Origin of the sequence: Lentihominibacter faecis (assembly GCF_014306095.1) — a bacterium.
GTDB lineage: Bacteria > Bacillota > Clostridia > Peptostreptococcales > Anaerovoracaceae > Lentihominibacter > Lentihominibacter faecis.
Genome location: NZ_JACRWC010000109.1, coordinates 19,734 through 32,670 on the forward strand (window position 1 = coordinate 19,734; position 12,937 = coordinate 32,670).

At 47.9% G+C, this 12,937-nt stretch carries 14 protein-coding genes; 13 read left to right on the forward strand and 1 reads right to left on the reverse strand.

Going from position 1 to position 12,937, the window contains the following annotated elements; translation table 11 throughout:
• Window positions 1-96 precede the first annotated feature (96 nt).
• Window positions 97-627 (forward strand): GNAT family N-acetyltransferase, encoded by a 531-nt coding sequence (locus tag H8876_RS09090; protein WP_177265759.1) that lies wholly within the window; start codon window positions 97-99, stop codon window positions 625-627.
• A 195-nt stretch (window positions 628-822) separates the two neighbouring features.
• Window positions 823-1,014, forward strand: a complete 192-nt coding sequence (rpmB, locus tag H8876_RS09095) for a 50S ribosomal protein L28 (protein ID WP_177265760.1) — start codon at window positions 823-825, stop codon at window positions 1,012-1,014.
• Between the two features lie 87 nt (window positions 1,015-1,101).
• Here rpmB and H8876_RS09100 read toward each other — a convergent pair whose 3' ends face one another.
• On the reverse strand, window positions 1,102-1,299 hold the full coding sequence (locus H8876_RS09100) for a hypothetical protein (protein ID WP_249287478.1): 198 nt from the start codon (window positions 1,297-1,299) through the stop codon (window positions 1,102-1,104).
• Window positions 1,300-1,430: 131 nt separating this feature from the next.
• Between H8876_RS09100 and H8876_RS09105 the strand changes: the two genes are divergently transcribed.
• The 11 genes from H8876_RS09105 (at window position 1,431) to H8876_RS09155 (ending at window position 12,870) form a co-directional block, all read left to right on the forward strand.
• Window positions 1,431-1,832, forward strand: a complete 402-nt coding sequence (locus tag H8876_RS09105; protein WP_177265762.1) for an Asp23/Gls24 family envelope stress response protein — start codon at window positions 1,431-1,433, stop codon at window positions 1,830-1,832.
• A 33-nt stretch (window positions 1,833-1,865) separates the two neighbouring features.
• Window positions 1,866-3,911, forward strand: coding sequence for an ATP-dependent DNA helicase RecG (gene recG, locus H8876_RS09110; protein ID WP_249287479.1), 2,046 nt, complete (start codon window positions 1,866-1,868; stop codon window positions 3,909-3,911).
• 65 nt (window positions 3,912-3,976) lie between these two features.
• On the forward strand, window positions 3,977-4,177 hold the full coding sequence (locus tag H8876_RS09115; RefSeq protein WP_249287480.1) for an alpha/beta-type small acid-soluble spore protein: 201 nt from the start codon (window positions 3,977-3,979) through the stop codon (window positions 4,175-4,177).
• A gap of 178 nt (window positions 4,178-4,355) precedes the next feature.
• Entirely contained in the window at window positions 4,356-4,898 is a 543-nt protein-coding gene (rsmD, locus tag H8876_RS09120) for a 16S rRNA (guanine(966)-N(2))-methyltransferase RsmD (protein ID WP_249287481.1), read from the forward strand.
• A 54-nt stretch (window positions 4,899-4,952) separates the two neighbouring features.
• On the forward strand, window positions 4,953-5,450 hold the full coding sequence (gene coaD / locus H8876_RS09125) for a pantetheine-phosphate adenylyltransferase (protein WP_249287482.1): 498 nt from the start codon (window positions 4,953-4,955) through the stop codon (window positions 5,448-5,450).
• On the forward strand, window positions 5,447-6,031 hold the full coding sequence (locus H8876_RS09130; RefSeq protein ID WP_249287483.1) for a hypothetical protein: 585 nt from the start codon (window positions 5,447-5,449) through the stop codon (window positions 6,029-6,031). Before coaD ends, H8876_RS09130 begins: the two co-directional genes overlap by 4 nt.
• Window positions 6,032-6,106: 75 nt before the next feature.
• Window positions 6,107-7,027 carry a hypothetical protein gene (locus tag H8876_RS09135; RefSeq protein WP_249287484.1) on the forward strand — a complete coding sequence of 307 codons (921 nt, stop codon included), beginning with the start codon at window positions 6,107-6,109 and terminating at the stop codon, window positions 7,025-7,027.
• 7 nt (window positions 7,028-7,034) lie between these two features.
• Entirely contained in the window at window positions 7,035-8,258 is a 1,224-nt protein-coding gene (locus H8876_RS09140) for a nucleotidyltransferase (RefSeq protein WP_249287485.1), read from the forward strand.
• 92 nt (window positions 8,259-8,350) lie between these two features.
• Window positions 8,351-9,556: an acetate/propionate family kinase gene (locus H8876_RS09145; RefSeq protein WP_177264962.1), complete on the forward strand. Its 1,206-nt coding sequence runs from the start codon at window positions 8,351-8,353 to the stop codon at window positions 9,554-9,556.
• A 145-nt stretch (window positions 9,557-9,701) separates the two neighbouring features.
• Window positions 9,702-9,878, forward strand: a complete 177-nt coding sequence (gene rpmF, locus H8876_RS09150) for a 50S ribosomal protein L32 (protein ID WP_249287486.1) — start codon at window positions 9,702-9,704, stop codon at window positions 9,876-9,878.
• A 307-nt stretch (window positions 9,879-10,185) separates the two neighbouring features.
• Window positions 10,186-12,870, forward strand: coding sequence for a cation-translocating P-type ATPase (locus tag H8876_RS09155; RefSeq protein ID WP_249287487.1), 2,685 nt, complete (start codon window positions 10,186-10,188; stop codon window positions 12,868-12,870).
• Window positions 12,871-12,937 lie beyond the last annotated feature (67 nt).

Genomic DNA, 12,937 nt, shown 5'->3' on the forward strand with positions numbered 1-12,937 from the left:
ATTAATTTTGCGAATATAATAATATCATACTATAAAATAATCATAAAGTGTAAAGATTCTGTGAAGAAGAGTAAAAAATATAAGAGGAGAACATTCATGGAGACACAAAACTTTGTTATACGGGAAACTAGATTTTCAGATTATGAATATTTTACAAAGTGGGAATGTGATGAGAATATCACGAAGTACATGAGCTTCGATGAAAACAGAAGCTATGAGGATGTGGTCACGGAAGCCCTTTACAGCAAGAAGGATCCGACGAAACTGGATTATACCATCGTTGCAAGGGAAAACGGCAAGCCGGTGGGAAGGATCTATATCACAAGGATCGACAGGAACTTTGACTCCCTGGATATTACCCGGTTCTATATTGGAGAATCCTCCCTGTGGGGAAACGGGCTGGGCAGAGAAATCATGCACGAGCTGCTGGAGTATTGCTTTACCTTCCTGCACATGGAGCGTGTGACGCTGGATCATTATGCCGGCAACAGACGCGGCGCGGCACTGTATGAGCGCCTTGGCTTTAAAGATGAAGGAACAGCAAGAAATGCAGCGAAGAAGGACGGCAAGTATTATGATCTGCACTTGATGTCCATCCTGCGCTCTGAATTTTTCGACGAAAATTAAGTACAGAAGCGAGGAAAAAAGAGCAGGAACGAAGAAAAAATATACTTGTATTAGGGGATGCTCTGTGCTATAATGCTATATGTTCGAGTCTGAAACTGTAATTTTTGATGTGGACAGAAACGGCAGTGGAGGATAAATTGAAACGGAAGAATTGCGAAAGCTTTTAAATACTACAGGTACAAGGAGGTGCGGCAGATGTCAAGAAAGTGTGAAATTTGTGGTAAAGGTCAGGTTTCCGGGAACAATGTATCCCATTCCAACAGACACACAAGAAGAAAATGGAATGCTAACATTCAGTCTGTAAGAGTTGAAGAAAACGGAACTGTTAGAAAAGCCAAAGTATGCACAAGATGCATCCGGTCAGGCAAAGTTAACCGTGCCATCTAAGAACCTCGCAAACCAGGGGCTGTCGCATTAACGATTTAAGATCGTTAGGGTGACAGCCCTTTTTTTCTTCTGCCAAAGACAGCGCGCCTACCCGCGCAGCAGCAGAATCCCGCAGACGATGATCGAGACGCATAGCAAAACAATCCAGCCTTTTAGCGGCAGCAGGAGCGCCATGGCTGTCAACAGCCCAAGCAGCAGCATGACCAGTCCCAGTTTCCTGTTTTGCGAGGGGCGTTTACATTTTTTCTTTTTAGGAGGACAGCAGCCATAACGGGTTCTCTTCATGTCATGTCACCTCAGGTTAGTATATGAGATCTGATGTGAAGGTGTGCCAAAAAAGATTCTGCTTGTCAAATGACCTGATAAAAGCTAAAATTTAAAAAGAAACGTGTAAAGAATAAAACGAGGAGCAGAGCATGTTTGACATAGAAACGAAACTGGGAGAGATCCATTTTCCGGCAAGTACCATCAACCGTATCGTGATGGAAGCAGTGGAATCCTGCGGCGACAAAGTGGATATCCTGAACTATAAAGGGAAATATAAAAATATGATGCCGTGGCTGGCATCCCGCATGAACATCTATAAAGAGGAAGCCGGAGGGATCCAGGTGGAAGAGACGGAAGAGGGTATGATCCTTACCGTGTATGTAGTCATCCACTTTGGAACCAGCATCAAACGAGTGACAGAAAAACTTATCGATGGGATCTATGAAAATCTGGAACGGGTGATGAAGATCAAACCGAAGACGGTGAAGATCGTTGTGACCGGAACTCTTTCGAAAAATATCGTCAAGCGGCATATCGAAGTGAGTCGCTGATGACCGGGGCGAAACAGAAAGGATGGGAGAGGGATGGAGCTTTTTGACGTCATTACAGATCTGAGAGGCGTTGGACCGAAAAAAGCGGCGGCTCTGAAAAAATTAAATATCCATACTCTGGAGGATCTGTTGTTCTTTTTCCCGAGAGACTATGAAGACAGAAGGGCATGTTCCGCGATCGGGGATCTGAAAGAAGGAAGTGCTTTTCTGATACGGGGAACTGTGGATCTGGTGGTCAAGGATAAATACCGCTACGGAGGAAAACAGCGGCTGCGAGTGCTCGTGAGCGATGATACGGGTTCTCTGGAAGTCGTTTTTTTTCATGCAGTGTATTTGAAAGATAAATTTCGCACTGGAAGTGAGTGGGTGTTTTATGGGAAGGTGTCACGAAATTTCGGAAAGTTGCAAATGCTTCAGCCGGAGTTTTGCGACATAGAAGAAGAGTCGGGATTTCGAGGGATCTTCCCCGTCTATCCGTTGTCTCAGGGATTGTCACAGAAAGATATGAGAAAGTGGCAGCAGCAGATCCGCAGCCTTTGCAGGGAAGCGAAGGATGCGATCCCGCAGAAGCTGATCAAAGAAAATCGCCTGTGCAGCATGGAATATGCTTTGCAGAATATCCATTTTCCGGAGGAAAAACAGAAACTGCTGGAGGCAAAGTACCGGCTGATATTCGATGAGCTGCTGATTTTACAGACGGGATTGTTTGCGGTGCGGCAAAACATCAAAACTGGAGAAAAGGGCATTCGGATCTCGAAAAAGGTGGATATCCAGCCATATCTTGGCAGCTTTTCTTATGAGCTGACAGGGGCGCAGAGACGATGCATAGAAGAAATCGAGGGCGATCTGGAAAGCAGCAGGGCGATGAACCGGCTGGTGCAGGGAGATGTAGGATCCGGCAAGACCGCTGTTGCTGAAGCGGCCATGTATAAAGCGGTGCGTGGCGGTTGTCAGGCGGTCATGATGGCTCCGACAGAGATCCTGGCGCATCAGCATTTTGAGGGCTTGCGAAAAAGCTTTGCAGCGCATGGGATCAGAGTAGGGTTCCTGTCGGGATCGCTGAAGGCCTCAGAAAAGCGTGAGATACTGGAACAGCTTAAAGACGGGCAGATCGATATCCTTGTAGGCACCCATGCCGTGATACAGCCGGAAGTGGAGTTTGCCAGACTGGGGCTTGTGATCACTGATGAGCAGCATCGTTTTGGAGTCAATCAGCGGATACGATTAAAAGAAAAAGGGCAAAATCCTAATGTGCTGGTAATGACGGCGACGCCGATCCCGCGAACGCTGGCAGTGGTGCTGTATGGAGATCTGGATGTGTCAGTACTGGATGAGATGCCGCCGGGCAGACAAGTGATCAAGACGCGAAATGTGACCGGCGAAAAACGGGAAGCATGTTACGACTTCGTAGAAAAACAGCTGCAGCAGGGAAGACAGGCTTACGTTGTGACTCCGCTCATCGAAGATTCCGACACGCTGGATCTGAAATCGGTGCAGACGGTGTATGAAGAACTGGCAAAACGCTTTGCAGAGTATAAAGTGGCTTTGATCCACGGGAGCATGAAACAGGTGGAAAAAGATCAGGTGATGCAGGAGTTTTACCTGGGAGAAATCGATGTGCTGGTAGCGACGGTCGTGATCGAAGTCGGGATCAACGTGCCGAATGCTTCTGTGATCGTCATCGAAAATGCGGAGCGGTTCGGTCTTGCACAGCTGCATCAGCTGCGAGGTCGCGTCGGCAGAGGCAGATGGCAGTCCTACTGTTTCCTTATTACGCAGAGCCAGTCGGAACTGGCTCAGAAACGAGGTGAGATCATGCAAAGCTCTTCTGACGGATTTTTCATCGCAGAAGAGGATATGAAGCTGCGTGGCCCGGGAGATATCTTTGGCACCAGACAGCATGGGATCCCGGAACTGAATGTGGCTGATCTTGCAAAGCATCTGAAGATCATGGAGCATGCCCGGCAGGAGGCAAAGAAGATCCTTGCGGAGGATCCGCTTTTGCAGAAAGAAGAAAACGCAGAATTGAAGCGGCGGATCACGAAGCTGTTTGGTGAAGATATGAGCCTGAATCTCTAGGAAATAATTGCATATCATACTTTTCACTGCCCTGGTTAAATTATTAGTACAGGAGGTGAGAAGATATGTCTTTACAGGATAAGATGAATGTAAGCGCAAAGCCTGCATTAAAGAGTCTGAAGACGGAAGTAGCCAACGAGCTGGGCCTGGCCAATTATGAACAGGCAGATAAGGGAAACCTTACGGCTCGTCAGAATGGCTACGTGGGCGGTTATATGACCAAGAAACTGGTCGAAATGGCCGAACAGCAGATGTCCGGAAAATAAACTCGTTATTGCTGGTGTAAGCTTGTAACAAAACAAGTGTGAAAAGAGAGATGTTTCCCCTGCACAAGGGCGAATATCTCTTTTTCATTTTGTTGTGGATATTTCTGGTCATGGGTGCTAGAATGGATAGCAGAATATAGAAAATATAATGGCAGCCGAAGCTGCAGGAGGATATAAAATGAGGATCATTGCCGGAGATTATAAAGGCAGAAGACTGCAGTCGCCGCAGGATTATTCCATTCGGCCGACTACAGATAAAGTGAAGGAAGCACTATTCAGTATTTTGACGGAGAAGATCTGGGGCAGCCGTGTGCTGGATCTGTTTGCCGGGACAGGAAATCTGGGGATCGAGGCGCTTAGCCGGGGCGCGGAGACATGCGTCTTTGCAGACAGCTCCAGAGAAAGCCTGAGACTGATCAGAGAAAACATCGCTCACTGCAAAGCGGAAGAAGGCGCGCGCGTGGAAGCGGGAGACTACCGAAAGATCCTGGGAAATCAGACAGAACCTTTTGACATCATCCTGCTGGATCCGCCTTACAATAAGGGGCTTCTGGATGAATGCTTCCGCCTGATAGCAGAAAACGAACTGCTGGCAGAAGACGGTGTGATCGTAGCGGAGCATCGCAGAGAAGAAAAGATGCCGGAAGAACTGCACGGATTTCAGAAACAAAAAGAACGAAGATACGGGATCGTCATGCTTTCCATTTATGCAAATGGTTGAATCCCGCGTATAATCATGCTATAATTTTAATCAGTATTAGCAGGAGGATCAGGCATGAAAACAAAGGCTCTTTATACAGGCTCTTTCGATCCGTTGACCAATGGACATTATAATATCATAGAAAGGGCTTCCAAGCTTTATGACGAGCTTACGGTGGGGATCATCATGAATCCTGCCAAGAAATCTCTTTTCTCGCTGCAGGAGCGGAAGGAGATGATCGAAGAGACCATGAAACCGCTGGGGAATGTACGGGTAGACAGCTTTTCCGGATTGCTGGCGGATTATGTGAATAAGAACGGCTTTAACGTTGTCGTGCGGGGGCTGCGGTCTTCCATGGATTTTGAGTATGAGATCCAGATGGCCCAGATGAATGCCCGTCTGTTTAACGAGGCGGTGGAAACCGTGTTCCTGATGACGGATCCGCAGTCTTCTTTTATCAGTTCCAGCATGGTGAAGGAAGTCCATTCACTTGGCGGCAGTATAGAAGGACTGGTTCCGGATGAAATTTTGAGAAGTATGAAGGCTTTGACCGAAGACAGGAGGATGTTATGAGAGTTTTAGAACTTTTAGAAGAAATCGAAGAAATCGTTGATACAGCTGCAGGTTTTCCTCTGACAGGAAAGATCATGGTAGATTCTCAGGAGCTTCTCGAAATCGTGCGAGAAATCCGTGCGGAGCTTCCGGACGAGATCCAGCAGGCACAGTGGATCAAAAATGAAAGGGAACGGATCATTGCAGAGGCAAAGACCCAGTACGAGGCAGTGATCGACGATGCGCAGAAGCAGGCAGACGCTCTGGTAGAAAACAACGATATCACCGTAAGAGCCAAGATGCGTGCTGACGAGCTGATGCAGGTAACAGAAAGTACGGCCAAGCAGCTGAAAATCGGTACATATGATTATCTGGACAGTATTTTATATAGCTTTCAGGGCAAGATGGAGCATCTGAGTTCCATTTATTTTGGTGAAATGTTCACCAGCATCGAGAAAGCCTTTGATGACATCAATTCCGCTTTGGCTGCCAACCGGGAGGAATTAAAAGACATGTCCTACCGGACGCAGATCAATGCAGAAGAAATGCCGGAGCCGTCATCTGCTCTAGGCCCTGAGCAGGCTCCGCGGGAAGAAGAGTAACAGGATCCCGGGCAGAGAGACGGGAGACATAAAAGAACAGTTCTATCGATCCATGGTTCGTGAATACAATGAACCATGGATATTTTTTATGGCAAAAGAAAACGAATGATCATGGCGGGGCTGATGAGCGGGGGATGCTGCATCCTGATGGTCATATTCCCGCAGGTAGCCATGGATTCAGCCAGAAAAGGGATCTCTCTTTGGGCGTCCAGCGTTCTGCCGGCACTGCTGCCTTTTTTTATTTGTGCGAATTTTTTGCAGAACATCGGCGTGATACGGTATTTGAAATCGGGTACATTCCCGTTTTTGATGAGTGTGCTTTCGGGTTATCCCATGGGTGCAAAGATCGTGGGGGATCTGCGCCGCAGCAGCGAGATCTCAGTGGGAGAAGCAAAGCGTCTCATGAGCTTTTGCAGCACGTCAGGTCCGGCATTTCTCATAGGTGCAGTTGGAACCGGTATGCTGGGATCTGGTTTTCTGGGCGGTATCATTGCGGCGGCTCATTATCTGGGAGCTGCTGTCAACGGCATGGTATATACGGCAGTTTTAGGAAAGGAGTGTGGCTTTGCAGGGAGCATGCGTATCGAAGAAGAGAAAGGAATGCAGGAATCGCTGACAGAGGCTATGCTGTCAGCGTTCAAATCACTGGGGATAATCCTGGCCTATATTGTGCTGTTTACTTTTGCTACGGATATGATGCATCTTTGCGGGGTGTTTTCGCTGGTCGGATGCACCTGGCTGCGGGCGATCGTCAAAGGATTTTTTGAAATGACCGTGGGCTGCGGAGCGGTAGCGGAGTGCGTGGGGATTTCGGATGCTCTGCGGTGCATTCTTTGTGCGGGGATATTGTCATGGGGCGGGCTTTCGGTCCTGGGACAGTCTATGAGCATGCTTGCCGGCTCAGGCATATCGCTGCGATATCTGTTTCTCAGCAAAATGACTCACAGCTTGTTTTCTGCGATCATTGCTTTTCTTCTGGCGGCTCTTATGGTATGATGAAACCATGAAAATAGCAGGGATCACAGCGGAGTACAATCCGTTTCACAAAGGACATCGTTATCATATTGAAAAGACACGGGAAGCGTTGGAAGCAGACTGCATCATCGCAGTCATGAGCGGGAATTTCACCCAGAGAGGTGAAGCTGCCGTCATGGACAAGTGGACCAGAAGCAGGATCGCGACGGAAGAAGGCGTAGATCTTGTGGTGGAGCTGCCTTTTTTGTATGCCTGTAACCGGGCGGAATTCTTCGCGCAGGGCGCTGTAGATATTTTGCAGAGCCTGGGCGTTTCTCATATCTCTTTCGGAAGTGAAAGCGGAGATCTGGAAGCTTTGCAGGCACTTGCGGAAGATATGGTCAGGCATCGGGAAACCCTGGCGGAAGACCGGATGCATTTCATGAAAAAAGGCTTTTCTTTTGCAAAGAGCCTTCAGCTGGCGTCGGAGCATATTTTTGGAACGGCGAGAACGAAGCTGATGGCAGAGCCGAACAACATTCTGGCTTTGGAATATCTGAAGCGGATGGTGTACTGGAGAGAGCAGGGACATCCGATGAAAGCCGTGACAGTCAAGCGGTACGGATCCGGATATTTCGAGAAAAACGGGGCGAGCGGTTATGCGGGAGCTTCTGCTATCCGGCGGATGATCGAGCACGATGCAGCGGGGACGAAGAATTACGTTCCGGAGTCGGTTCATGCAAAGCTTGCTGCAGCTCACGTTCCGGCTGCCATGGAGAAGGAGATGTTCCGGCTTTTGCGGTATGAACTGATCAGAAGCCCGCACGAAGAGCTTTCCGAAATTTACTGTATGGGCGAGGGCCTGGAAAACAAGTTGAAAAAGGAGATCGTTTCGGCTGACAGCATGCAGAGATTTTTATCCATGATGGTGTCGAAGCGCTATACAGAGGCGACGATCCGCAGGCTGCTCCTTTATGTGCTCCTGGGGGTGAAGGGCTCTGATCCGCTTGGGAAACCTTATGCGAGGGTGCTGGCAGCGGGGGAGATGGGACGAAAACTTCTGCGACATTTAAAAAAAGAGAAAGATCTGTCGATCCCGATTATCACCAATATCAATAAAGATGGACAAGCAGTCCTGGAGGCCGGAAAAATGCTGGAATATGACTGTCTGGCATCGGATTTTTACAATTTGATCAGCGGGCGGAGTCTATATCGTTTTTCGGACAAGGTAATGCATCCGTATATCAAAGGTGAGCATTCCATGAAAAGTTAGTTAAATCCCTTGAATGAAAGCGGGTTACACGGTATAATATTATAGTTGCTTATAAATAGAAACCAATTAAAATAACATGGAGGAAATCGTAAATGAAAGTTTTAGTAATTAACTGCGGAAGCTCTTCCTTAAAGTATCAGGTTCTCGATATGACAAACGAATCTCTGCTTTGTAAGGGTTTAGTTGAAAGAATCGGAATGGAAGGTTCTGTGATTACACACGAAAAAACAGGATGCGACAAGTTCCAGCTGATCGTACCGATGGAAGACCACAAGGATGCGATCTCGCATGTTCTGATGGCGATCCAGGATGCTGATCACGGCGTTGTGAAAGATATGAGCGAAATCGGAGCAGTAGGACATCGTGTCGTACATGCCGGAGAAAAGTTCGCTCACTCTGTACTGATCGATGATGCTGTGATCAAGGCTCTGGAAGAATGTATCGAACTGGCTCCGCTCCACAATCCACCAAACCTTCTGGGTATCGCAGCTTGTCAGGAACTGATGCCGGATACTCCGATGGTAGGCGTATTTGATACAGCGTTCCATCAGACGATGCCTCCTGAATCTTATATTTACGCTCTGCCTTACGAATACTATGAAAAGTATGGCGTAAGAAGATACGGATTCCACGGAACAAGCCACAAGTACGTATCAGAAAGAGCTGCTGACATGCTGAACGTAAATCTGGATGACCTGAAGCTGATCACATGCCACCTGGGCAATGGTGCATCTGTATCTGCCATCAAGAGAGGCAAGTGCATCGACACTTCCATGGGCTTCACTCCGCTGGAAGGTCTTGTAATGGGAACGAGATCCGGTGATATCGACCCGGCGATCGTTACGTTCATCAGAGAAAAAGAAGGTCTCGAACCGGGTGTTGCCAACGAGATCCTGAATAAGAAATCCGGCGTTTTAGGTATCTCCGGTGTATCCAGTGACTTCAGAGACATCGAAGCTGCTGCAGAAGAAGGTAACGAAAGAGCTATGCTGGCGCTGAAGGTGTTCGCTCACAAAGTAAGATTTTACATCGGCGCATACATTGCAGAAATGAACGGTGTGGATGCGATCGTATTCACTGCAGGTGTTGGTGAAAACGATATCTCCATGAGAGACATTATCTGTAATGACCTGGGCAACCTGGGAATCAAGCTGGACGTTGTGAAGAACAAGGTAAGAGGCAAGGAAATGATCATTTCCAGAGAAGATTCCAAGGTGAAGGTTCTCCTGATCCCGACAAACGAAGAGCTGATGATCGCAAGAGATACTTTCAACATCGTAACGAAGGGTCAGGCGTAGACTGTATTTTGGGGACTTGTCAAAAATAGTGGTTGACAAGTACTACCCAGGAACGGTATACTTTAGGAGTTGCAAATTAAATCACAGGATATTTGTGATTTCTGGTAATATAATTATCACACATTGGAGCGAGGAGGTGTAAAACATGGCAGTACCTAAGAGAAAAACTTCAAAAGCAAGAAGAGATAAGAGAAGATCTCCGAATATGAAGATGAAAGCACCGGGACTTTCTATTTGTCCGCAGTGCCACGAGCCAAAGCTTCCGCACAGAGTTTGCCCGAACTGCAATTACTATGACGGTAAAGATGTTATGGAGTCCTAGGATCGTGCAGGAACGCAGAATCTGAATTTCAAATGAATGAGAAACGGCATCCGATGGATGCCGTTTTTGCGGTAGTACGGAAAGAATATCTGAAAAAATGGTTGACTTTTTTGGCTGAAAAGGATAATATTATTCCAACGATGAAAGGGAGTAACAGACGCAGATTGCGTTTACGATATCGTCAGCGCGATGGGGAACCATCCGGTACGTAATGAAATTGTGAGACTTTTATCGCATTGTTTTTTACAGTGCGTTAAAGTCTCTTTTTTAATTATGGGAGAGTTTAGCAGGAAGAAAGGAATGAGGTATGAAGGAATTTTATCAGATGACGTCGCAGGAAGCCAAGATCGCAATAAATGGCAGCGAGGCTCCATTGACCGAGGAACAGGTGGCAGCAAATCGGGAACGATACGGTCCTAATGCACTGGCAGAGGGAAAGAAAAAATCCGTTGCGCAGATTTTTTTAGAACAGTTCAAGGATTTTCTTGTTGTGATCCTGATCATCGCTGCGATCGTCTCCGGGGTACTTGGGGATTTTGAAAGTGCTGCAGTTATTTTGATCGTAATCACGCTCAATGCTGTTTTAGGAACGGTGCAGACGGTCAAGGCGGAACAGTCTCTGGACAGTCTGAAGAAAATGTCGGCTCCGGAAGCTAAAGTGCTTCGAAACGGGCAGTTTGTAAAGATCCCTTCTGCGGAAATCACGGTAGGTGATCTGGTGAGCCTGGAAGCGGGAGATTTTGTTCCGGCAGACGGACGCATCGTGGAAAATGCCGGTCTTAAGGTGGATGAGAGTGCGCTTACAGGAGAAAGCCTGGGAGTGGACAAGGACAGCAGGGCTATTGAAGGCGAAGCACCTCTTGGCGATCGTCTCTGCATGGTGTATTCGGGAAGTTTCGTTACTTACGGGCGTGGTGAGTTCCTGGTTACTTCGATCGGAATGGAAACAGAAGTAGGAAAGATCGCAACACTGCTCAGCACGACAAAAGAAAAGCGGACACCTTTGCAGATGAATCTTGATAACTTCGGGAAAAAGCTGTCAATACTGATACTCGTGTTTTGTGGGATATTGTTCGGTATCAGCGTTTTGCGGGGAGAGGCGATAGGAGATGCGTTCCTGTTTGCCATAGCGCTGGCTGTTGCGGCTATTCCGGAGGCGTTGAGTTCTATCGTCACCATCGTGCTTTCATTCGGGACGCAGAAAATGGCCAGAGAACACGCTATCATACGCAAGCTGCAGGCGGTGGAAGGTCTGGGAAGTGTCTCTGTGATCTGTTCGGATAAAACAGGTACGCTGACGCAGAATAAGATGACGGTAGAAGATTATTATGTACATGGACGTAAGATCAAGGCGGATGATATCGATCTGAACAATCCGGAGGAAATGCAGCTGCTGCTGACCAGTATGCTTTGTAATGATTCCTCTATCGCAGAAGGCAAGGAACTGGGTGACCCAACGGAAACGGCACTGATCAATATTGGATCGAAGCTGGGTGTTTCGTACGAAACGGAACGTGCAGCGTGTAGCCGTGTCGGTGAGATCCCGTTTGACAGCGATCGGAAACTGATGTCTACGTGCAACAGGATCTCAGGAGAGCGGGCTGCGTTTTTTGAACGTGCAGAAAAGTCGGATGTGGCTGAAGGGCGGGACTGGATGCTTACGAAGGGTGCGGTAGATGTGCTGCTTGATCGTGTGACGAAGATCCAGACTTCCGGCGGAGTCCGTGAGATAACAGAACGGGATAAGGCGGAGATCGCTGCCTGCAACCAGAGTTTTTCAGAGAATGGGTTGCGTGTTCTGGCATTCGCGTATAAGAAGATCGAAGAGGGGCTGATCCCGCAGCTTGACGATGAGCAGGATCTTGTATTTCTGGGGTTGATCTCCATGATGGATCCACCGAGAGAAGAATCAAAGGCGGCGGTGGCAGAGTGTATCAGAGCGGGTATCAAACCGGTGATGATCACGGGAGATCACAAGGTGACAGCAGCTGCTATTGCGAAGAAAATCGGAATTTTAAAGGATGAGTCTGAGGCGTGTGAAGGAGCTTCGATCGATGGTATGACCGACGAAGAACTGCGGGAGCATGTGGATCATATTTCTGTATATGCCCGTGTATCTCCGGAGCACAAGATCAGGATCGTTCGTGCCTGGCAGGATAAGGGCAATATCGTTGCCATGACAGGGGATGGTGTTAATGATGCTCCGGCGCTGAAACAGGCTGACATTGGAGTGGCAATGGGGATCACAGGAACTGAGGTGTCTAAGGATGCATCATCTATGATCCTGACAGATGATAATTTCGCAACGATTGTAAAGGCTGTAGAAAACGGGAGAAATCTGTATAAGAATATCAAATATGCGATCCAGTTCCTGCTTTCGGGGAACTTCGGAGCGATCCTGGTAGTTCTGTTTGCTTCTGTTTTCGCGCTGCCGGTACCGTTCGCGCCGGTTCATCTGCTGTTTATCAATTTACTGACTGACAGCCTTCCGGCGATCGCACTGGGGCTGGAACCGCACAGGAGGGAGCTTATGAATGAGAAGCCGCGTCCGGCAGACGAGTCGATTCTGACTGGTGAATTTCTGGCCAGGATCGGTGCAGGGGGCGTGTCTATATGCGTGATGACGACAGTGGCATTTCTGATCGGATATCATGGATGGTTCACAGCTGCTGATCTGGGCGGCAGTGCGCTTTTGGGCAGCACCATGGCATTCGGGACTTTGTGCGTAAGCCGTCTGTTCCATGGATTCAACTGCAAATCCGACAGACCTGTCGTGTTTACTCGCAAAGTCTGGAACAACAAATGGCTCATCGGAGCATTTGTGCTGGGCATGATCCTTATTACGTTGGCGATAGCTTGTCCTGGTCTTGATCATGTTTTCAAAGTACAGACTCTGGGACTGCCGCAGCTGATGACGGTATACGGGCTGGCATTTCTGAATATTCCTGTGATCCAGCTGGTGAAGGCGATCAGGGAAAAACTATGCAGATAAAGACGAGCTGTAAAATTATAGATTGATAAATATTGTCATGCAAAATATAATGGAGGTATCGAAGGAA

Bases quoted from the DNA above. Each gene is read 5' to 3' on its own strand.
- H8876_RS09135 (WP_249287484.1), top strand. From the start codon at position 6,107: ATGGATATTTTTTATGGCAAAAGAAAACGAATGATCATGGCGGGGCTG.
- H8876_RS09140 (WP_249287485.1), top strand. From the start codon at position 7,035: ATGAAAATAGCAGGGATCACAGCGGAGTACAATCCGTTTCACAAAGGA.
- H8876_RS09090 (WP_177265759.1), top strand. From the start codon at position 97: ATGGAGACACAAAACTTTGTTATACGGGAAACTAGATTTTCAGATTAT.
- rpmB (WP_177265760.1), top strand. From the start codon at position 823: ATGTCAAGAAAGTGTGAAATTTGTGGTAAAGGTCAGGTTTCCGGGAAC.
- coaD (WP_249287482.1), top strand. From the start codon at position 4,953: ATGAAAACAAAGGCTCTTTATACAGGCTCTTTCGATCCGTTGACCAAT.
- H8876_RS09100 (WP_249287478.1), bottom strand. From the start codon at position 1,299: ATGAAGAGAACCCGTTATGGCTGCTGTCCTCCTAAAAAGAAAAAATGT.
- H8876_RS09145 (WP_177264962.1), top strand. From the start codon at position 8,351: ATGAAAGTTTTAGTAATTAACTGCGGAAGCTCTTCCTTAAAGTATCAG.
- H8876_RS09155 (WP_249287487.1), top strand. From the start codon at position 10,186: ATGAAGGAATTTTATCAGATGACGTCGCAGGAAGCCAAGATCGCAATA.
- H8876_RS09130 (WP_249287483.1), top strand. From the start codon at position 5,447: ATGAGAGTTTTAGAACTTTTAGAAGAAATCGAAGAAATCGTTGATACA.
- rpmF (WP_249287486.1), top strand. From the start codon at position 9,702: ATGGCAGTACCTAAGAGAAAAACTTCAAAAGCAAGAAGAGATAAGAGA.
- recG (WP_249287479.1), top strand. From the start codon at position 1,866: ATGGAGCTTTTTGACGTCATTACAGATCTGAGAGGCGTTGGACCGAAA.
- H8876_RS09115 (WP_249287480.1), top strand. From the start codon at position 3,977: ATGTCTTTACAGGATAAGATGAATGTAAGCGCAAAGCCTGCATTAAAG.
- H8876_RS09105 (WP_177265762.1), top strand. From the start codon at position 1,431: ATGTTTGACATAGAAACGAAACTGGGAGAGATCCATTTTCCGGCAAGT.
- rsmD (WP_249287481.1), top strand. From the start codon at position 4,356: ATGAGGATCATTGCCGGAGATTATAAAGGCAGAAGACTGCAGTCGCCG.